This window comes from Sediminibacterium sp. GW821-FHT12F12, from assembly GCF_058806635.1.
Genome location: NZ_JBXAPW010000003.1, coordinates 527,024 through 547,533 on the forward strand (window position 1 = coordinate 527,024; position 20,510 = coordinate 547,533).

Annotated in this window: 13 protein-coding genes; 4 read left to right on the forward strand and 9 right to left on the reverse strand. The window is 46.2% G+C overall.

All coding sequences use genetic code 11. The features are described from left to right. The first annotated feature begins 47 nt into the window (after positions 1–47). The gene (locus AC1RNB_RS07445; RefSeq protein WP_493082030.1) at positions 48–725 is read left to right on the forward strand and encodes a DUF2202 domain-containing protein; all 678 of its coding nucleotides are present in this window, start codon (positions 48–50) and stop codon (positions 723–725) included. Between the two features lie 186 nt (positions 726–911). Next, a complete protein-coding gene (locus AC1RNB_RS07450; protein ID WP_493082031.1) occupies positions 912–1,721 on the forward strand; it encodes a CHAD domain-containing protein in 810 nt (269 codons plus the stop codon). Here the strand turns inward: AC1RNB_RS07450 and AC1RNB_RS07455 are convergent. The 3 genes from AC1RNB_RS07455 to AC1RNB_RS07465 form a co-directional block, all read right to left on the reverse strand. Then, the gene (locus AC1RNB_RS07455) at positions 1,714–3,087 is read right to left on the reverse strand and encodes a tryptophanase (RefSeq protein WP_493082032.1); all 1,374 of its coding nucleotides are present in this window, start codon (positions 3,085–3,087) and stop codon (positions 1,714–1,716) included. The genes AC1RNB_RS07450 and AC1RNB_RS07455 overlap by 8 nt on opposite strands. A gap of 278 nt (positions 3,088–3,365) precedes the next feature. Beyond that, positions 3,366–5,081 (reverse strand): IlvD/Edd family dehydratase, encoded by a 1,716-nt coding sequence (locus AC1RNB_RS07460; RefSeq protein WP_493082033.1) that lies wholly within the window; start codon positions 5,079–5,081, stop codon positions 3,366–3,368. Positions 5,082–5,245: 164 nt separating this feature from the next. After that, complete coding sequence (locus AC1RNB_RS07465) at positions 5,246–7,402, reverse strand: alpha-galactosidase (RefSeq protein WP_493082034.1); 2,157 nt, start codon at positions 7,400–7,402, stop codon at positions 5,246–5,248. Between the two features lie 354 nt (positions 7,403–7,756). Between AC1RNB_RS07465 and AC1RNB_RS07470 the strand changes: the two genes are divergently transcribed. Then, positions 7,757–9,958: a TonB-dependent receptor family protein gene (locus tag AC1RNB_RS07470; protein ID WP_493082035.1), complete on the forward strand. Its 2,202-nt coding sequence runs from the start codon at positions 7,757–7,759 to the stop codon at positions 9,956–9,958. Between the two features lie 29 nt (positions 9,959–9,987). Here the strand turns inward: AC1RNB_RS07470 and AC1RNB_RS07475 are convergent, their stop codons facing one another. From AC1RNB_RS07475 to AC1RNB_RS07490, 4 genes are all read right to left on the reverse strand, one after another. Beyond that, positions 9,988–10,509, reverse strand: a complete 522-nt coding sequence (locus AC1RNB_RS07475) for a RidA family protein (RefSeq protein ID WP_493082036.1) — start codon at positions 10,507–10,509, stop codon at positions 9,988–9,990. Positions 10,510–10,535: 26 nt separating this feature from the next. Beyond that, complete coding sequence (locus AC1RNB_RS07480) at positions 10,536–11,033, reverse strand: deoxycytidylate deaminase (RefSeq protein WP_493082037.1); 498 nt, start codon at positions 11,031–11,033, stop codon at positions 10,536–10,538. Between the two features lie 68 nt (positions 11,034–11,101). Further along, positions 11,102–12,796 carry a GMC oxidoreductase gene (locus AC1RNB_RS07485; protein ID WP_493082038.1) on the reverse strand — a complete coding sequence of 565 codons (1,695 nt, stop codon included), beginning with the start codon at positions 12,794–12,796 and terminating at the stop codon, positions 11,102–11,104. Positions 12,797–12,893: 97 nt separating this feature from the next. Continuing rightward, positions 12,894–15,644: a bifunctional YncE family protein/alkaline phosphatase family protein gene (locus tag AC1RNB_RS07490; protein ID WP_493082039.1), complete on the reverse strand. Its 2,751-nt coding sequence runs from the start codon at positions 15,642–15,644 to the stop codon at positions 12,894–12,896. 345 nt (positions 15,645–15,989) lie between these two features. Here AC1RNB_RS07490 and AC1RNB_RS07495 point away from each other — a divergent pair, with 345 nt between their 5' ends. After that, positions 15,990–16,280, forward strand: coding sequence for an isoamylase early set domain-containing protein (locus tag AC1RNB_RS07495; protein ID WP_493082040.1), 291 nt, complete (start codon positions 15,990–15,992; stop codon positions 16,278–16,280). 50 nt (positions 16,281–16,330) lie between these two features. Here AC1RNB_RS07495 and AC1RNB_RS07500 read toward each other — a convergent pair whose 3' ends face one another. Both AC1RNB_RS07500 and AC1RNB_RS07505 read right to left on the reverse strand, forming a co-directional pair. Then, positions 16,331–17,347, reverse strand: coding sequence for a PorP/SprF family type IX secretion system membrane protein (locus AC1RNB_RS07500; protein ID WP_493082041.1), 1,017 nt, complete (start codon positions 17,345–17,347; stop codon positions 16,331–16,333). Between the two features lie 5 nt (positions 17,348–17,352). Then, on the reverse strand, positions 17,353–20,510 hold a 3,158-nt coding region (locus tag AC1RNB_RS07505; RefSeq protein ID WP_493082042.1), incomplete at its 5' end, for an Ig-like domain-containing protein.

A 20,510-nucleotide genomic window follows, 5' to 3' on the forward strand; every position in this document is an offset into this window, starting at 1 on the left:
TTTTACGTGGCAGGCGGAATACAGGAAATTACTTAAATGAAAGCGATATGAAAAAACTATATAAGATCCCCGTTCTTTTTCTCTCAGGGGTTTTGCTGTTACTTTCAACAGCATCATGCACAAAAAACACAAATGGACCCGGTACTATCAATACTAATAATGGTCAGGGGCTGGCCACTATTAGTGGGCAGATTTACAACTTTCCCAAAGACTCGCTGAACGAGTCTGAGAGAAAAAGCCTGCTCTTTATCCGCGAAGAAGAAAAACTGGCAAGAGATGTATATACGGCTTTGTACACACAATGGGGCACAAATGTTTTTTCAAATATTTCTGCCAGTGAACAAACGCATATGGATGCCATTCTGATTTTATTAAACCGGTATGCCATCACCGATCCTGCAGGTGCACCAGGTGTGTTTGTTAATACAACACTTCAGTCTTTGTACCATCAGCTGGTACAGCAGGGAAGTAAAAGTATACTGGATGCTTATAAAGTTGGTGCTACTATAGAAGATCTGGATATATATGATATTGAAAACAGTATCGAAGGCATAGACAACAAAGATATTTTGTGGGTATATGCTTCTCTGACCAAAGGAAGCCGTAATCATCTACGTTCTTATTTCAGAAATATTGTAGCAAGCGGCAGTACTTATACCCCGCAGTATATTTCACAGAGCGAGTTTGATAATATCATTAATAGTCCGATGGAAACCGGGTTTTAATGGTACGTGCACAATTGGTGGTAGAATAGTGTAATTATGTAGTATTGTCTATCAACAGATAGCAGAAAAGAGGCCGGGTAATACGGCCTCTTTTCTGCTGGAAACACCTTTTATATACCATGTTTACGTGCATGAATTCTTTTAATGGAGGTTCAAAAAGTAGTACCTTGTATATCCGGTTTCATTATGCACAGCAAATTGGAACGATATTATGCCCAACGGATTAAAAAAATTATCCAGCACCTGATGGTATTTGAAAAATCTGTCAGCGAGGAAGGATTACACGAATTCCGGGTTGAGTTAAAAAAACTCAGAGCCCTCCTCAGGTTCTTACGCAGCGAATACGGAAAAGCAGCCATCCAAAAAACCAAAACAGCTGTTGATTTGATTTTCAAGGAAGCAGGTTCCCTTCGCGAGCAACAGTTATTATTGGCATGGCTCGGCAAAAACAAATTACGCAGGTTACAAAAATCCTGTGCAGCCGAACACCCTGTTCCGGAAATTTCGAAAGCGTTACAGAAAGTGCTGCACGCGATCCGGAAAAAATTAGCTGCCAGATTAGTCAAAAGCCGGCCACTGGTAGAAAAACCCCCACAGTCAGTAACGGATCTATATACGGCTAAGCTGAAGCATCATATCGAGGAATCCCTACGGAAAATACCTGCCGAACCGGAATGGCATATGCTACGCAAATACATTAAACAATGGCTGTATGCGGTTAACTGGACCCCTACCAACAAATCAACCAGCCTCAGTCATCTCTATATTTACAGCAACCAGTTACAGGAGGCCATCGGCTACTGGCATGATGCCATCAACATGCATATCATGCTGCTGTCTATGAAATTTCATTTACCCAAAGATACCAACATACAAAAAGAGCATGCCATTGCTTTACGGAAGATCCTGGTCACTATTCAGCGCAGTGCCAGAGAAGTGGAAAAGCTGCTGCAACATTCCGGATTTAGCGGTAAAAGAGTTCCTTCGCCTACGTAACAGGTTTCAGTTTAGCGGTGAAGTGACGTAACATCGGCGCTTCTTCTACAATGGTGAGGCCTTTGATGTTCTCTTTTTGCTGAAACACTTCAATGATCACTTCGGCTACATAATCGATATGGCTTTGTGTGTATACCCGTCTCGGAATTGCCAGACGCACCAGTTCCAGCTGTGCCGGAATCAGTTTTTTATCGGGTGTATATTTTCCAAACATCAGGGAACCTATCTCCACTCCACGTATACCACCATGCACATACAGGGCTCCTACCAATGCCTGTCCGGGGTACTGATCAACCGGTATATGCGGCAGAAAAGCTTTGGCATCGAGATAAATCGCATGACCACCTGCGGGTTGCATTACCGGCACACCTGCTGCCATTAATTTGTTGCAGAGATATTCTATGCTGCGGATACGGTATTGCAGGTAATGCTCTTCCATTACTTCGGTTAACCCAATGGCAATGGCTTCCAGATCGCGGCCCGCCAGTCCACCGTAGGTAGGAAACCCTTCCGTCATGATCAGCATATTACGGCATTGCTGCGCCAGCGTTTCATCGTACATAGCGAGAAAACCGCCGATATTGGCGAAAGCATCTTTTTTGGCACTCATGGTACAACCATCGGCATAAGAAAACATTTCGCGTACAATTTCCGGAACAGGTGTATTGGCATACCCATCTTCGCGTTGTTTGATGAAATAGGCATTCTCTGCAAAACGACAGGCATCAATAAACATAGGTATGCCATGGGCCTTACAGATTGCTTTCACTTCCCTGATATTCTGCATGCTCACGGGTTGTCCGCCGCCTGAATTATTGGTTATCGTAATGACACAGAGGGGAATATTCGCTGCCCCTTTTTCGCTGATGAATTTTTGCAGGGCCAACGTATCCATATTCCCCTTAAATGGAGCTGGGATAGATGGATGTTTCCCTTCTTCGCAAACCAGGTCTACCCCTTCTGCACCTGAGTATTCAATATTGGCCCGGGTAGTATCAAAAAGGGTATTACTCACAAAATATTTCCCTTTCCCACCCAGTATGCTGAAGAGAATTTTTTCCGCAGCCCTGCCCTGGTGCGTAGGAATTACCAGCGGGAAACCCGTGAGATCCTGTATTGTTTTTTCAAAACGAAAAAAACTGGTACTACCTGCATAAGACTCATCGCCCTGCATCATACCGGCCCATTGGTTACTGCTCATGGCACTGGTACCGCTATCGGTTAAGAGGTCTATCAATACCCTGTCTGCATGAATGAGAAAGGGATTATAAAAAGCATTTTCTAAAATGAGTTTTCTTTCTTCTTCGGTTGTAAAATAAACAGGCTCTACCGATTTGATGCGGAAAGGCTCAATGATCGTTTTCATATATATATATTTAGAAGTGATTTACCTGCGGGCAGTGCCATACGGGTAAGAGAAGTTGCTATTCTAACACATCACAAAAGAGGCATTACAATAACGGTGATCAATCAATGGTTGGGAAGATGGCAGTGGAAAAGGGCGGGCCTCACACTGCAGTAAGGTACATTCAGGAAGGGCGGCTGATAATATTTTTCCAGATTTGCATACAGCAAAGTTCAGGTTTTTCGGCAACAAACAGCCCGCAAATTTTTGTTTGCGGGCTGGCCTCTGATGGTAGTATGTTAATGCGAATCGCGGGTAACCTGGCTGCCGGAGCCTCCTTTCAGAAAATCCATATCGGCGCCGAGGTGGGCCTGTTCTACATGTGTCTGGTACAGGTGCACATATCCACGGGTCTCCATTTTTTCTTTGAGTTGCCAGTTGGCTTTGCGTTTAGCCAGTTCCTCTTCAGAAACTGCCAGTTCCAGTTTGCGGCTGCTTACATCGAGATGAATGATATCACCGTTTTCTACCAATGCCAGCGGGCCACCCACCGCAGCTTCCGGAGATACATGTAATACCACGGTTCCAAAACCGGTACCGCTCATTCTTCCGTCTGAAATGCGTACCAGGTCCGTTACCCCCTGCTCCAGCAGTTTTTTGGGCAAAGCCATATTACCCACTTCGGCCATACCGGGATACCCTTTAGGACCTACATTCTTTAATACCATAATACTGTTGGCATCTATCTCGAGAGCAGGATCTTCGATACGGGCATGGTAGTCTTCAATATTTTCAAACACCACTGCTTTACCCGAATGTTTCAGTAGTGAAGTACTCGCCGCAGAAGGTTTGATCACCGCGCCATCGGGTGCCAGGTTTCCCTTTACCACAATAATGCCTGATTCGGGTTTGAAGGGAGCTTCCATCGTACTGATAATATTTCTATCATACACTTCAGCCTGTTTACAGTTATCGCCCATCGTTTTACCATTTACCGTAAGGGCGTCGTTGTGAATGATCGTTTTCATTTCTTTGATCACCGCCGGTAATCCTCCCGAATAGTAGAGGTCTTCCATGTAATTCTCTCCCGAGGGCTGTATATTGGCGAGCAGTGGGATGCCCTGTGAGTGTGTATCAAAATCATTCAGATCCAGCTCCACGCCGATCCTGCCTGCAATAGCGAGCAGGTGAATCACAAAATTGGTGGAGCCCCCAATGGCCGCATTCACCATGATCGCATTTTCGAATGCTTTGCGGGTAAGTATTTTGGAAAGCGTGAGATTCTCTTTCACCATTTCCACGATTCTTCTGCCAGAGAGTTGCGACAATACTTTTCTGCGCGAATCGGCAGCCGGAATAGATGCATTATTGGGCAAAGACAAACCCAGTGCCTCTACCATCACTGCCATGGTAGAAGCGGTACCCATTACGGCGCAATGTCCCTGTGTGCGGGCCATACAGGCTTCGGCTTCTACAAATTCTTCCTGTGTAATCTGTCCCAGTTTATGCGCCACATCAAAACGCCATACATCTGATGTACCGATATCTTTGCCCTTCCAATGTCCTTTTAACATGGGACCTCCGGAGATCACCAGCGTAGGAATATCTACACTGCAGGCACCCATTACCAGCGAGGGGGTTGTTTTATCGCAGCCACAAAGCAATACCACTCCATCAACCGGGTTGGCGCGGATCGATTCTTCCACGTCCATACTCACGAGGTTTCGGTATAACATGGCCGTGGGTTTAACCAGTGTTTCGCCAAGCGACATCACCGGGAACTCCACCGGAAAACCACCGGCTTCCAATACCCCTTTTTTCACCGCTTCTGCCAGGTCGCGGAAATGCGCGTTACAGGGTGTGAGTTCGCTCCATGTATTACAGATCCCGATCACGGGTTTACCTTCAAACATATCCTGGGGTATACCCTGGTTTTTCATCCAGGCCCGATAGATAAATCCATCTTTGCCTTTGCGGCCAAACCAGTTGCGGCTTCTGAGTGCTTGCTCTTTCATGATTCGTTTTTGTACAGGCGGTATGCCCGGTACCATTACCGGCACATCACTTTTTACACCGAAATATACCAGTTATTTTCGGGAACAGGAAGCAGGTAACAGCAGAAGATTTTTCGTTCAGTTTAATTGCTTCTGATAACAGTTCCAACTTTAGTAAGATGCTCCTATTCCAGCACATACCATTGGTAAGCACCGGGCAATAAGGTAAAACTGATATCAACCGTATAATCCCTGTTCAAGGGCAGTTGCGTGGTTTTCTTCTTTGCATCTGTTATACGAACCTGCGTGGACAATCCTGTATAATACAAAGGCAGTTTAATTTTACGGGTAATGGTTTCCCGGGTGGGATTAAATAGCATCATCAGTCCTTTTTCTTTACCCGCGGGGTCAACATGCAGCCAGCCATCCCAGTCGCGGCCATCTGCCCGCCGAAGTTGAATGATGTCTGCATTGAGAATATTTCTATATTGTTTATACCAGTTGATTACCCTGCTGACCATTTTACGGGTAGCTTCTGTATCATACAACCTTGGTCCGCGGTAACAGGCCTGTACACCGGCACCATAGTACTGCATCATCAGTTGTTCATAATCGGCAAGGTGTTCGCTCAAAGGTTCCAGCACGGCTTCCGGTCCACCGCCCTGGTATTTGGTAAGCGGCACAAAACCCCATGCCATCGAAGGTGTTTTCTCGATAGTGCCATCATGGATATTCTGCCGGTTGAGTATCTTCTGTTGGTCTCTCGACAATGAAAAATTCACTTCGCGGTAGCCCAGTGCGATCTTATGTGTGCCGTCCAGAAAATACCAATCGGGCGCATTGATATACACCCCCCTTTCATTCAGCCAATGATATAATTCCTTCTGTATCTCCATCTGTTTCCACTGCGAATCTTCCAGCCCGCTATGGCCGGGATGCTGGGTAGAGGCACAGATATCTCCTGGATAAGGACCATCATTTTCCCAGATCGCAAAACCGGTTTGCGCAAAAAAATATTTTATCTTATTGCGGTAAGCCAGTCCCCATTTACTGCCAAAACAAGGCGCATTCCCGAAAAAAGCACCACCGGGTTTACCGGTTCTTGCATCTACTACATCGTCTTCATCGCTGATACGGCGACTGCTGAATAAAGAATACCCTCCCAACAGTATTTTTTTCTCACGGGCATACTCAGCCAATGTTTTCCATCGGAGAATATTGTTGCGGCTGCTGTCTTCCATGTTCAGGTGACTGCCAAAACTGAGTATCACTGCTTCGTACCCTGTAGCGGCGCATTGATCGATGGCACGTTTTACTTCTTCATCATTTTTACTGACGAGATGCATAAAAACGGGATTCTGTGTGGTCCATGGTGCAATGGTGCGGTACATTTTACGGATCATCATACCTCTCCGCTGCCTGTCGTAACTATCCATCAGCAATTCATGTGTTCTGACCGACGTAAAAGTTCCATCCGGTGTTAGAGAAACGCCAGTCACTTTTTCAGGATATACTTCCAGCAGGCAGGGTGTCTGGTAATTATAATTTACCTGCGAAGTATAGTTACTGTCTGTTTGCCAATGTGTGGTCTGGTCGCTGATATCATACCGCATGGCATTGTTAAACGCATAATTGGTTTCTACATAAATACCATGCTGTTTTTTCATCTGTTCCGGCGACCCCACTACGGCACTCTCTTCTTCTACCAGTCCGAGCACTTCATTCACCACCCTGTTTACCACAATTGTATTTGTGCTTTGGTTGTGTACAGACACCCATTTGGCCATCAGTGGAATACCATCGTACAACGCATAATGTACCACTATATTGATGCTTTGCAAGGCAGGTAAAGCAGACACAAAAGTGAATTGTATTTCTTTACCGGTTGGTTGATGCGAATTGGTTAACCAGGTGCCAGGTTTCCAGTTAATGAAGGGTTTTACTGCAGTAACCGTATAATCACGGAAAATAAAATCTGTTGGTCCGGCAGTAAGTTCTGTTTCGCTGCCTTTTACAAGATAGGCTTTTTCTTTACGTCCCTGTAAACCACCTACTGCATACACTTGCTGATTGATGGTGATTTTTGCTTCGGGCTCAATACTTCTGAGCAATTGCTGACCGGAGCTAAGATTGGTATAATCAATACAGGCCAGGTTGGGGCCCATATAAAACACCCGTTTAAGCAATCCATTAGCCAGTTCCAGGTATTTACCCTGCTCCCTTACCGTTGCTTTTGTCGTAACAGGATGGATCAGCCAGTCGTTTACCGGTAAGGGAGGCTGTGCGTTCACTTCTATACAAACTAATAAGAAAGCGAGCAATGGCAGGCAGGCAGATTTCATACGCAGTGTTTGGTTACTTAAAATACGAAATAAGAAAGGATGGGAAGAAGTTTCTGCAAAATCAGCCTTTAGCATGCAGATGAATGGGCAACAAAAAACCACCTCAAAAAAAAGCATATCCCCCAATAGTACCTTCTTTTACCGGTGGCTTTACTTATGGCTGCCGGGCGGCAAGCCATTTTTACAAGTGTAAATCTACTAACGATTGTTGGTTTTCAGGGCATTTGCGTTCACATTGTTATGAACCTGTGGAACCATTCGGTTTTATATTTCCTGTTTTCGTAAAGTGTTTTTCCCGATTGAGAAGAAGGGGCCGGATACGCGAAAATACCTTCGCGGTCTAAACTCTATGATATGTTCCGAAGGATATTTATTTTTTCCTTTTTATTCCCCTCTCTCCTTCCAGCACAAAGTGGTTCAAATAGCAAAACCGATAGTTTTACACTGAAAATCAACAACTTACCGGATATTACCGTGGTTGGCCGCAACAGTAAAAGTGATATTCAGCAGATGCCTGAGATCGTAGGTACTTCCATTTATGCAGGCAAAAAAAACTCGTTGGTAGTTCTCGATAATGTGCAGGGCAATGTAGTAACCAATAATATGCGGCAGGTACTGGCCAAAGTGCCGGGTATTCATATCTGGGAGAGTGATCCCAGCGGGATCCAGATCGGTATTGCTGCCCGTGGACTGAGCCCGAACCGCAGCTGGGAATTCAATATCCGCCAGAATGGATATGATATTGCCGCCGATCCCTTTGGCTATCCTGAAGCCTATTATAACCCGCAGTTGCAGGGTGTACAAAGAATAGAGATCATCCGCGGTCAGGGTTCGCTGCAATACGGTCCACAGTTTGGCGGTATGGTTAATTATATTCTACGCAATGGCAGCGAGATCAACAAACCCTTTGAATTTGAAACACAGCAAACCGTAGGTAGTAATGGTTTATTCAACTCTTATAATGCCATTGGCGGTAAAAAGGGAAAAGTGCACTACTATACTTTCTTCGATCATCGTAATGGTAACGGATGGAGAGAAAACAGCCGTTATTATACCGATGCCGGATTTGGCACCATCACCTATTATGTTACGCCCAGATTCTCCATCACTGCCGAACTCATGCGTTCACATATCCGCAGTCAGCAGGCAGGCGGGTTAACTGATGCACAGTTTGCACAGGATGCCACCCAAAGTTTACGCAGCCGTAACTGGTTTGATATTACATGGACCACCCCTGCCATCATTGCCAACTACCAAATCAATGCCAGCACCCGCTGGAACACCAAACTATTCGCCACTATCGGCAACAGGAACAGTGTGGGATACACTTCAGCTATTACGGTAAAAGACAGTATCAATCCTGCGACCGGCAATTATAATAACCGTGTGCTGAATGGCGATAAATACAGGAACTATGCATTGGAAAGCCGGATCATTACAGACTACACCCTGTTTGACAGGAACCATACTTTCTCTGGCGGGATCCGGTTGTACACAGGCAGTACTTTCCGTCAATCCAATGGTAAGGGAACAACGGGCAGTAACTATGATATGCGGGTGGCAGATATCTATCCCACCGATATCCGTTTTGATTCCAGGAACCTGGCGGCTTTTGCAGAGAATATCTTCCGCATCAGCGATCAGTTATTACTGATTCCGGGCATCCGTTACGAGTGGCTGGAAGGTAGTGCTTCCGGACGCAATGGATTTACAACTGCTGGCGCGCCTATACAACTGCAGAACATTCAACGGAGCAGAAGTTTCTGGCTGGCAGGTGTCGGTAGTGAATACCATATTACCAAGGGAACCGAGTTTTATGCCAACTATGCACAGGCTTATCGTCCTATCCAGTTTGCCAACCTGCAGGCACCCCCGAGTACCGATGTGGTAGATCCTGATCTGTCTGATGCCAAAGGATACAATATTGACCTGGGTTACCGCGGCAAAATAAAGAGTTATCTTCAGTTTGATGTGAGTGTATATTATCTCTCTTACCAGAACCGGATTGGTACCGTTACACCAGCCGGTGCCAGTTACCGCTTAATTACCAACGTTGGTAACAGCATCAGCAAAGGTTTTGAGGGTTTTGTGGAGTTCAATCCGGTAAAAGCATTTGCCCCCAGCAACACAACCGATCTGCTCGTATTTGCTTCTTACAGTTATACAGATGCACGTTACAGCAACGATCACAAAGATGCCGCTACCAAGGGCAAACAGGTAGAGAATGCACCAAAAAATATTCTCCGCCTGGGTATAACGGCGGGTTACAAAGCTTTTCTCCTCACCGGCCAGGTAAGTTACAGCAGCGAAACTTTCAGCGACGCCAATAATACGGTAACACCTACCGCCAATGCACAGAACGGATTGATCCCTGCCTATACAGTAACAGATCTGACTGCTTCGTATAAATTTTCCAAAAGTTTGTCTGTAAAAACAGGATTGAACAACCTGTTTGATACCCGTTACTTTACCAGGCGTGCCGGTGGTTATCCGGGACCAGGTGTACTACCGGGAGATGGCAGAACCTTTTTTATCTCTGTTGGTGCTACTTTCTAAATTTGCAAAAAGAGGCCTCCGGGCCTCTTTTAATTTTCTATCTCTACTACCATTTCTATTTCTACTGCCATATTCATCGGCAAAGATGCCATGCCCACCGCACTGCGGGCGTGTTTACCGGCATCGCCGAAAACAGCTACCATCAGGTCGGAGAAACCATTGATCACTTTGGGTTGATCCGCAAAATTTTCCGTACCGTTTACCATGCCCAATACTTTTACGATCCGTTTTACTTTAGACAGATCGCCCACGGCCGCTTTCAGGCTCGCAAGCAGGGAGATGCCGGTGAGGCGTGCCGCTGCATACCCTTCTTCAATACTGAGATCTTTCCCCAGTTTACCGGTAATATAGCCCCCTTTGGTTTTATCCTCCGGTCCGTGACCCGATAAAAAAACGAGATTCCCTGTTCGCACCCATTTTACATAATTGGCAATAGGTGTACCTACGGCCGGAAGAGTAATACCCAGTTCTTTCAGTCTGGCTTCCGGGTGTTGCGCAGAAGTATTCTGGCTGATAAAAAGCAGCAGGCTTGCAAACAATATTTTTTTCATATAGATGGTTTAGCTGTGTGCAGAGATCATACATCTGCTTCGTTGAAAGAGAGCAGCAGACTCGAAATAGTCGCTTTCACTTTACGGTAAGATACCCCCGCCGTATCCAGCATCCTGCGCGAGGCTTTGGCCGGATCGGTACCCTCATATTTATCCGATAGATAGATCACTTCAGTGATACCCGACTGGATAATGGCTTTGGTACATTCATTACACGGAAACAACGCTGTATAGATCTTACAGCCGCGCAGGTCCATACCGATATTATTCAGGATCGCATTCAACTCTGCATGACATACATAGGGATACTTGGTATCCAGAAAATCACCCTGTTTGTCCCAGGGAAACTGGTCATCATCACAACCCATGGGCAGTCCATTGTAACCCGCCCCCACGATCTTGTTTTTATCATTCACGATACAGGCACCTACCTGTGTATTGGGATCTTTACTGCGGCGGGCCGATAAAAGTGCCACGCCCATAAAATATTCATCCCAGCTGATATAGTCTTGTCTTTTTTCCAAAATGGCAGGTATTAAAAACGATGGTTACGAATGTAGGATAAAATATTTCTCTGGAAAGATTCAATGGTTTACAAAAGTCCTTTTTTCAACAGCGCTGCTGCATGGTTAGCCGCTCTTGCGGTTAATGCCATGTATAGAATAGAAGGGCTCTGGTTACCAGTGCTTGTCATACAGGCGCCATCGGTTACAAATACATTTGGGCAATGATGTAACTGATTCCACTCGTTCAACAGGGATGTGGCAGGGTCTTTCCCCATGCGGCAGCCACCCATTTCGTGAATATCCAGTCCTGGCGGCTGATGATTGTCATTGGCCACAATGTCATACACCCCGGCCCTGGTGAACATGGCAGTGGTCTGCTCTATAAAATCCTTCACCATTTTATCATCGTTCTCATCATACCCAACCGATACAACCAGTTGCGGGATCCCGAAAGGATCGGTCTTGTCTTTACTCAAACGAACATGGTTCTCTGCTTTCGGAATGGTTTCTCCCTGCATATAGGCATATACATGCCAGCCACCGGGCTCCTGCATGGCTTCTTTAAAAGCAGCACCAATGGTTTCCTTGGTGGTAGTGGTATCGAATTTCTCGCGATAGGCACCTGCGAATGTGGTATAACCTCCTGCAAAATCCGTATCCTTTTTATCCAGGTTACGGTAATTCGCAATAATGGTTTCTGTTGGATTACGTCCATAGAAATACCGATCCCGATAACCATCAATACGCCCGTTGAGATAGGCGCGGTAATTATGATGACAGATATATTTACCCAGTAAACCGGAATCATTACCCAGTCCATTGGGGAAACGATCAGAAACAGAGTTCAGCAGGATCAGGTTTGTATTCAGGGCAGAGGCATTGACAAAAATGATGCGGGCACTGTATTCGGTTACCTCCTTTGTATGAGCATCAATCACACGGACCGATCTGGCTTTCTGCAGGGTTTCATCGTAGATGATAGAATGTACCACAGCATCAGTCAGTATGGTAAGGTTCCCTGTTTTGGAGGCCCAGGGTATGGTAGAGGACACCGAACTGAAATAACCTCCCAGCGGACATCCCCGCATACAAAGGTTCCGCGATAAACATTGCGCCCTGCCCTGTTCCAGATGCACGGGCTGTGGTTCTGTGATATGCGCCCAGCGGGCATGTACCAGGTGCCGGCCAAACTCTTTGTATAATACTTCTTTCAGGTACTCCTCCACACAGTTCAGCTCAAAGGGTGGCAGAAACTCGCCATCGGGCATGGATGCAATACCATCCCTGTTGCCACATACACCAATAAACCGTTCTACATGCGAATACCAGTTGGCCACATCCTTGTAACGGATGGGCCAGTCAAAACCATATCCAAAACGTTGCGGGCCCGTGAATTCATAATCGCTCCAGCGCTGGCAGGCTCTTCCCCAGGTAAGTGATTTCCCCCCCAGTTGATACCCACGTATCCAGTCGAACGGTTTTTCCTGTACGTAGGGTTGTATGGCGTCTTCGATGAAAAAATGAGCGTTGTCCTCTCCAAAACCAGCCGAACGTGTGATCAGCGGATTCTTTTTCCTGAATGTCTGTGTAACATTTCCCCGGTGTGGCAATTCCCAGGGTGCTTTATTGGCAGTGGGATAGTCTTTAATATGTTCTACTTTCCTTCCCCGCTCTATCAGTAATGTCTGTAAGCCTTTTTCGCATAACTCTTTGGCAGCCCAGCCACCGCTGATACCTGAGCCGATCACTATCGCATCGTATTTGTTCCGATTGTCTGGCATAACCCAAAAGAAGTGGTAAACGTTTCCTGGCAACAAGGTAAAAAAAAACAGGCAAAAAGAATTTTCTGCCTGTTTTTACCAAAGCGGGAGTTACCCGTTATTGTTCTTGTGACGATTTGATCACCGTTTTTTTCTGGTTATAATGATCTGCTCTCTGTTCGGCTGTATTATCCATTTCCGGTCCTTTCAGGATCTTGCGCCAATCAATGGTACGGTTGTATTTCTGCATGGCTTTGTCTACCTGGAAAATCCTTTCATCATTTTTCTCCAGCGTATAAAGTGTATAATCCGGCGTAGCCGTAAAAAAATCCTGTAGCAGAGAAGCCGTAGCATCATACTGGTTCACATAGGGTACACCCAGTATATTGTAAATGGTTTTTAAGATGGCGCCGAAATTGGCATGCGTATTACTTACGTGGCCGCGTTTAACATAAGGTCCGGCCATCAGTAAGAGCGAACGGTGCGCATCTATATGGTCTACCCCACCTTGCGGATCATCTTCAGTAACAATCACCAGCATATTTTTCCAATAGCGGGTGCGGGAGAGGAAATGCAGGATCCTTCCCAGCGCAAGATCATTATCAGCTACAAAAGAATGGCGGTAAGGATACCCATCTTCCGGCCTTACGCCGGCAGTATGATCATTGGGGACCTGCATGGTTAACAGGGAGGGCAACCGCTCTTTTCCTTTGATCCATTTTTGGGTGAAGATTTTTTCAAACTGGTCTATGCGGTACTGATCCGGTATATTGGTATTATACCCCGGATAACTGGTACTGGTTCTGTTGTACAGGGCTTTCTGCATGGGTACCATTACACCATGTGCGGCTCCGGTGGCGGTATCGTACCATTCTTCTCGCACATGTGCCGTTTCGTTGGCTTCGCCGAAATTGTAGAAGGAAACTTTTTTTCTTTCCAATGCCTCCCATAAACCACCGGCCTCAGCAAAATCTTCGGGATCCATACTGCCGGTTGAGCCGGGAAATCTGCGACCGGGCGCTTTGGAAAAAATATTCGCTGTTTTACTTACACTTGAGTTGGTTTCTACCCACTCGTTCGGGATCACTCCCATCATCCAGTGATGTCCATGGATAGACGCATCACTATCGCAATAAAAATTATCGCTGAAAGCAAATTCTTTAGCGGCTTTATGGTGATTGGGAGATACTTTCAGGTTACGGAGTTCGGCCTGCATCGAATCTGGAAAAGTATATTCACAATCTACTCCGAACCTGGCCAATGTAGGATCTCCTTTGGCATTGGGCAACTGGCCCAGCATTTCATCGTAGGTCCGGTTTTCTTTGGTGATATATACAATGTATTTGATCGGACTGGTACCCTCGCCCGGTAAAACAGGCAAGGGACTGCCAGGTTCTCTGGTAACTGCCACTGACTGAAACGTGTTGGCAATGGATTGTTTCGTGTAAGCAGCCAATGCCTCTTTACCCGGTATGAGTATTTTTTGAAAACTACCCAGCTGTATATCGCCCACATAGGTTCCTTGCGGGGGTGCAGTAAAATTTTTACCGCCGTTGGGACCGGCACCCAGTCCGCGACAGGTAATCACATACAACTCTTTTTCATCTGCTGATAACCGAACCCTGGTGGGTCCCCAGGCAGTGGGTATCAGTCCTTTGGTGAGCCTGGTGTTTACGTCAATCACTGCCACGGCATTAAAACCGAGCAGAGCCACATACAAAGTTTTTTCATCCTTGCTCAGTGTAATACCGAAAGGCAGGAGGCCGCGGTATCGATCAATGCGTTTATCGGTGGTGATGGGAATATGGCCAAGCAGGCGATGATTTTTATAATCGATTACCGATATATTATCATTGGTGGCATTGGTTACATAGGCAAACTGGTTGCCTACGGCAATTGAATTAGGACTGGCACCACCCACCACTTCCAGGTCTTCGATCATTTCGCCTACCTGGTGACCGGTTTTGAATTTATCAATTACGCGGTTGGTACCAAGATCAACGGTGAATACACTCATTGCTTCCGGCGAAGAGGGGCTTCCCACACCGGGAATTTTTTTACCATCGATCACCGTTCCGTAAATGGATTCTTTGGTATTATCGCCATAGGGATGGCGTGATATTACCATCGAATCATAATTCTCTTTGGTAGCACCGGTAATAAGCGGGTAACTATACATGCCCACATTGGCCACAAAGGCCATTTTCCTGTCGGCACTCAGGGATAAACCAAATGGCTGGCGACCCACGGGGATAGAAGCCGTGATTTTTTTCTCTGTGAGACTATAACGGACCATCCGGAAATTGGCACGATCGAGCACGAGTAGTTCTTCGTTATTGAGCAATAAATCGGAAGTGAAGCTATCTGCAAAATCGATCTTTCCCACTGTTCCGTTGAGCGAGATGGAATCCAGACGCTGCAGTTTTTCAATATCATATACAATAACAGCCCCGTTATCGCCGCCGCTCAGGTAAACCGTGCGGGAATCCGGTGCAAAAGCCACGCCGAGAAAAGAGCCATGCGATAAAGGCGAACTGATTTTTTTGTCATAGTCGGGAACCCGTGTATGGTTAAGATCAGCCAGATTTATGATCGTAAACACGCCGTTATGAAGGGTTACTGCTTTTTTGCCATCGGGCGAGACCGCCATTCCGAAAGGATCGTGTGTAATGCGGATCAGTTCACCGGCAGGTGTTAAAAAACGGCCACTCGGTATTACTGATACGCCTTTTTCATTGATCGCTGAATAGGCGTTTCTGCCGGGAACCTGTAATGTATTTACTGTTTGCTGGGCCTGAACTGAGATCGTACACAGGACAAACAGGACTACAAACTGGGGGATTGCTTTTACCAGGAATATTCTTTTCATAAACCGTTGGGAGTTAGAAGACTCAAATATATCTAACTACTGTTAAGGAATAATTACCTGTCTTCTTTTACTTTAAAAGCTACCTGTGCTATTTAATACCAGTTACTTACTTCCGGCAGCAACTACCTGCCATCCGAAACCGTTTTGTGCTTTTTCAGCCATACACTCTTATCAGGTGCCCCTGCGTATAAGCTTTCTTTGCAGATATCTCTTGTTGAACCATATTCTTTACAGCAGATTTATACCAGAATTAATAAGAAATAGAAAGGATTTAACAGAATTAATGGATTCAGCGGGTTACTTTTTACCGAAAAAGGTATTAAGGGGTAGACACAAAACCTGAAAATGATACAAAAAACATACTTCAAGACCAAAGATTATTGTAAAGTAAAATTCTCTTTTACCGTTGAAAACGCTGAAACAGTAGAGATCCTCGGACTGAACAGCGATTGGGAAAATGCCATTGTCATGAGCAAGAAAAAAGATGGCAGTTTCAGCACAGATGTTTCTCTCCCAAAAAATTCACAACACGAATTCAAATACCGCGTTAACGCCGCAGATTGGGTAAACGACCCTACCGCAGACAGCGAGCAGCCAAATGTATATGGCGGCAGCAATAGCGTGATCAGCTTGTAAGAAGTCTGGAGTGGAGCACTAAGTTGTTACTCCTAACTCCCAACTCCAAACTAAAAAAAACAAGGTATTCCCTTTTTCCTGATCCCTTCCGTAAAAAAGTACTGAAAACTCAGTTCCAGGCTGCCGGCCATTTTTTGCTGACGTTGTATGTCGGAGCTGGTGATATCGTAACTCAGTCCTAACTGGTAAGCAGGTGTACGTAACCCCACATAAGGGTACAGGGCATCTTTTGCCCGCAACCAGGCACCCAGGTACAATTCCGTTTCTGTAGTACCCAATGCAAATCCATAAGCTGTACCCGCAGTATAAACACTGGCACCCGCCTGTTGCATCATGTGGGCACTGAAAAAAAGCTGATCCTGATCGTTTACCGGAAACGTGGCACTGGCATGTACCGTATATCTCGAAGCCAGTGTACTGGTGGTAGTACTGAAATAATTCAGTTTAGGTTTCAGCACATGGTACATAGCCGCACCAAACGTAAAACGGTTACCTGATTCATCTTTGTAATTATACAGTATGCCGGCATTCAGATCTGCATAGGACACAGAACGGTTATTCATCGTTTCTCCGCTGGGAATACTCAGGTCAAAATTATCACCGTTGAACTGGTTGTTGAAATAGAGTTTACCAAAATCAATACTGCTTCTTGCCAGTGTAGCCTGTATACCAATCCCAATACTTTGATCACCTGTTGCATCCAGCCCTTTATGAAAACCTGTTGACAGAGAGAGATAATTACTCTGGTAAATACCTCCCGCCGTTTTATCATACAAAGCATGTACACCCAAACCCCAGCGATCATTCGGGCCAATCCGGTTCTGCATGATCTTAGTATCAAAAGAAACGGTTCCTGTAATATAGGGATCTCCTACGCCCGACCATTGGTTCCTGTAATTGAGTGCCAGCCGGTGCTGCCCATCAAAATACCCGGTAAAAGCAGGATTAAAAGTGAGTGGCGAGCTGAAGTATTGCGAGAAATGCGGATCCTGTGCCAGTGAGGGCCGCACTAAAGCGACACCCGCCAACAACAACAGTAACCAATAATTACAGGATCTTTTTTTCATTTTACTTAATTGATGAGCAATACATTTCCATTTCGTTTAATGATATTTCCATTACCATCTACCGCTTCTGCAATCCAGGTATAGGTACCCACGGGTTGTAAGCGGCCATTGTATTTTCCGTCCCACCCATTCTGTGGCGATGCATCATTGGTTTGAAATACCAGGTTACCCCAGCGGTTATAGATCTTGAAATATACCAATGAACGAACCCCTGTCAGAATGGGATAACACCTGTCATTAACCCCATCGCCATTGGGTGTAAATCCATTTCCGACAAAAATATTTCCATCAAATACCAGTTTCACTGCTACCGTATCGGTGGTGGTGCAACTGGCACTGTTGGTAATGGTAACTGTGTATTCGATATCGTTGTTCAGTGTGGCCATGGGCGATTGTATGCTGGTACTGTTTAATCCCGTTGCCGGCTGCCAGCGGTACAATGCCCCCAGCGATCGGGCAGTTAATGGAAAAGTTTTTCCTGCCACCGCTTTTACAGTGGGGTATCTTACCGGCACCCTGGCAGAATCTATATAAATGGCCGCCCTGATCGTTTCTGTGAAAGATGGGCAGGATAGATTATTGGCCGTGAGCGAAACAGTATAATTTCCGGCAGTTGCGTAGGTATGTGTGGGTGAGAAAGTATTGGCCAATGCCCCATCACCAAAATCCCATAACCAGTTTACACCGCCCGAACTGGCATAGGTTGAAAGATTACTGAAGCTGATCGGTGCTGCTACGCAGCGACTATTCAATTGTAAACGAAGTACCGGTTTTACCAGTTGGTCTATCCGCAGGGTATTGGTGGCTTCGCGCACACATCCCTCCTGCGAAATAAAACGAACCGAGTATACGCCTGCACTGCCTGCCTCGTAAACCGCATTGGTGGCACCGGCAATGGGCGTCTGGTTTAACAGCCACTGGTAAGCAAACGCATCCGTGGCATTCAGTTGCAGTGTTGAACCGTTGCATACATAATTCACCGCCGGTGTTTGCAGGGTTCCGGTGGGTATGGAATGCACCGTTACCGTTACCGGCAAAGCAGCAGAGCAGGCCGAACCGGGTGCATTGGCTTTGATATAATACACACCCGAACTACCCACTGCAGTGGGATTTAACAGGGGTGTACTAAGTGCCGCATCTGTAAAATAAGAATATACCAACCCATTATCGCTACCCTGTGTAATAGCGGGCGAGCTAAGATTGACTGTTTGCGGCGCACAAACAGCCGTGGGGTTCTGTGTGGTTAATGAAGGAGGATTATTAATGACCACCGTTACTGCCCCGGAACTGCTGCAGCCGGTTGGCAGGGTTCCTTTAATATAATAAGTGCCTGCCACACCGGTAGTAGTGGGCGAGGTAAAAGCAATACTGGTAGCCGCATCGGTAAAGTAAGTGAATACAGTACCGGCCGTACTGCCTGCTGTTACAGCCGCAGCGGTAAGATTAACCGTGCCGGGCGCACAAACAGCAGCGGGATGGGTAATAACCAGATTGGGTAAGGGATGTACGGTTACTGCGGCAGGTGCGGATGTAGCACTGCACCCATTGATATCTGTAACCGTTACCGTTGGATTGCCCGATGTACTCATGTTGATGGTTCGGCTGGTGGCACCTGTACTCCACAGATAGGTGGCAGCGGCACTCGCGGTTAAACTAACCGACCCACCTGCGCAAAAAGTAGTGGCCCCAACAGCACTGATGGTTGCCAACGGCAATGCATTTACCGTAACATTAGTAACAGCTGATACAGCACTGCAGCCATTGGCATCTGTAACAGTTACAGATCTTGCTCCCGGAGTACTAACACTGATGGTTCGGGTAGTGGCACCTGTGCTCCATAGATAACTGCTGCCGGCACTCGCGGTCAGATCTGCTGTGCCGCCAACACAGAAAGAAACTGCATTGCCATTATTGATGGTAGCTACCGGCAATGGATTTACCGTAACCGTTACAGGTGCAGATGTTGCAGTACAACCATTTGCGCCCGTTACCCTTACCGATGGCGTTCCGGAACCGCTTACACTGATGGTTTGTGTGGTGGCACCCGTACTCCACAGATAACCGGCTCCGGCACTGGCGGTTAAACTAACCGACCCACCCACACAGAAACTGGTTGGCCCGCTGGCACTAACGGTAGCTGTGGGTAATGCATTTACCGTAACATTTATGGATGCAGACAGGTTAGTACAACCATTGACATCTGTTACGCTTACCGTGGGAGACGAAGTACTGTTTACTGTAATAGACTGTGTGGTAGCCCCCGTACTCCATACATAAGCGGCTCCGGCACTGGCGGTTAAACCAACTGATCCGCCGGCACAGAAACTGGTGGGACCGCTGGCGGTAATGGTAGCAGTGGGCAATGCATTTACTGTAACAACAGTAGCAGCCGAAGTTCCTTTACACCCATTTCCATCCGTTGCAGTAACCGTGAAAGTTCCACTATTGGCCACGGAAATAATCGATGTGCCAACGCCGGTACTCCAGTTATAGGTAAGGCCACCCGATGCTGTAAGATTTACAGAACCACCGGCGCAAAAAACAGTAGGCCCACTGGCAGTAATGGTAGCCGTAGGTAAACCATTCACTACCACTGACGCCGTTTGCTGACAACCATTATTATCCGTATAGGTAATCGTAGCCGGACCGGCAACCACTCCTGTAACAAGTCCGGTTAAACCAACTGTTGCAATGGCGCTGTTTGAGGAGGCCCATGGTGTAATAGCCGCTGCTGTTCCTGACCCTGTTAAATTTGTGGTAGTGCCGGCACAGAGATTTGATATACCGGATATTAAAGGTTTAGCATTCACTGCAATTACAGCCGTTTGTTGACAACCATTGTTATTCTGGTAGGTAATCGTAATCGAACCTGCTGAAACACCAGACACAACACCTAAATTACTCACTGTAGCTATAGTGGTATTTGATGACGACCAGGGTGTAGTTGCATCTGCTGTTCCAGAACCTGTTAATATACTGGTTGATCCAACACAAGTACTTAATGTTCCTCCTATAACAGGTATTGTATTTACTGTAAAAGATGCTGTTTGCTGACAACCATTGTTATTCTGGTAGGTAATTGTAACCGAACCTGCTGAAACACCAGACACAACACCTAAATTACTCACTGTAGCTATAGTGGTATTTGATGACGACCAGGGTG

Coding starts and splice junctions, on each gene's coding strand:
- AC1RNB_RS07470 (WP_493082035.1), top strand. CDS start 7,757: ATGTTCCGAAGGATATTTATTTTTTCCTTTTTATTCCCCTCTCTCCTT.
- AC1RNB_RS07500 (WP_493082041.1), bottom strand. CDS start 17,347: ATGAAAAAAAGATCCTGTAATTATTGGTTACTGTTGTTGTTGGCGGGT.
- AC1RNB_RS07450 (WP_493082031.1), top strand. CDS start 912: ATGCACAGCAAATTGGAACGATATTATGCCCAACGGATTAAAAAAATT.
- AC1RNB_RS07460 (WP_493082033.1), bottom strand. CDS start 5,081: ATGAAAGAGCAAGCACTCAGAAGCCGCAACTGGTTTGGCCGCAAAGGC.
- AC1RNB_RS07465 (WP_493082034.1), bottom strand. CDS start 7,402: ATGAAATCTGCCTGCCTGCCATTGCTCGCTTTCTTATTAGTTTGTATA.
- AC1RNB_RS07455 (WP_493082032.1), bottom strand. CDS start 3,087: ATGAAAACGATCATTGAGCCTTTCCGCATCAAATCGGTAGAGCCTGTT.
- AC1RNB_RS07495 (WP_493082040.1), top strand. CDS start 15,990: ATGATACAAAAAACATACTTCAAGACCAAAGATTATTGTAAAGTAAAA.
- AC1RNB_RS07445 (WP_493082030.1), top strand. CDS start 48: ATGAAAAAACTATATAAGATCCCCGTTCTTTTTCTCTCAGGGGTTTTG.
- AC1RNB_RS07490 (WP_493082039.1), bottom strand. CDS start 15,644: ATGAAAAGAATATTCCTGGTAAAAGCAATCCCCCAGTTTGTAGTCCTG.
- AC1RNB_RS07485 (WP_493082038.1), bottom strand. CDS start 12,796: ATGCCAGACAATCGGAACAAATACGATGCGATAGTGATCGGCTCAGGT.
- AC1RNB_RS07475 (WP_493082036.1), bottom strand. CDS start 10,509: ATGAAAAAAATATTGTTTGCAAGCCTGCTGCTTTTTATCAGCCAGAAT.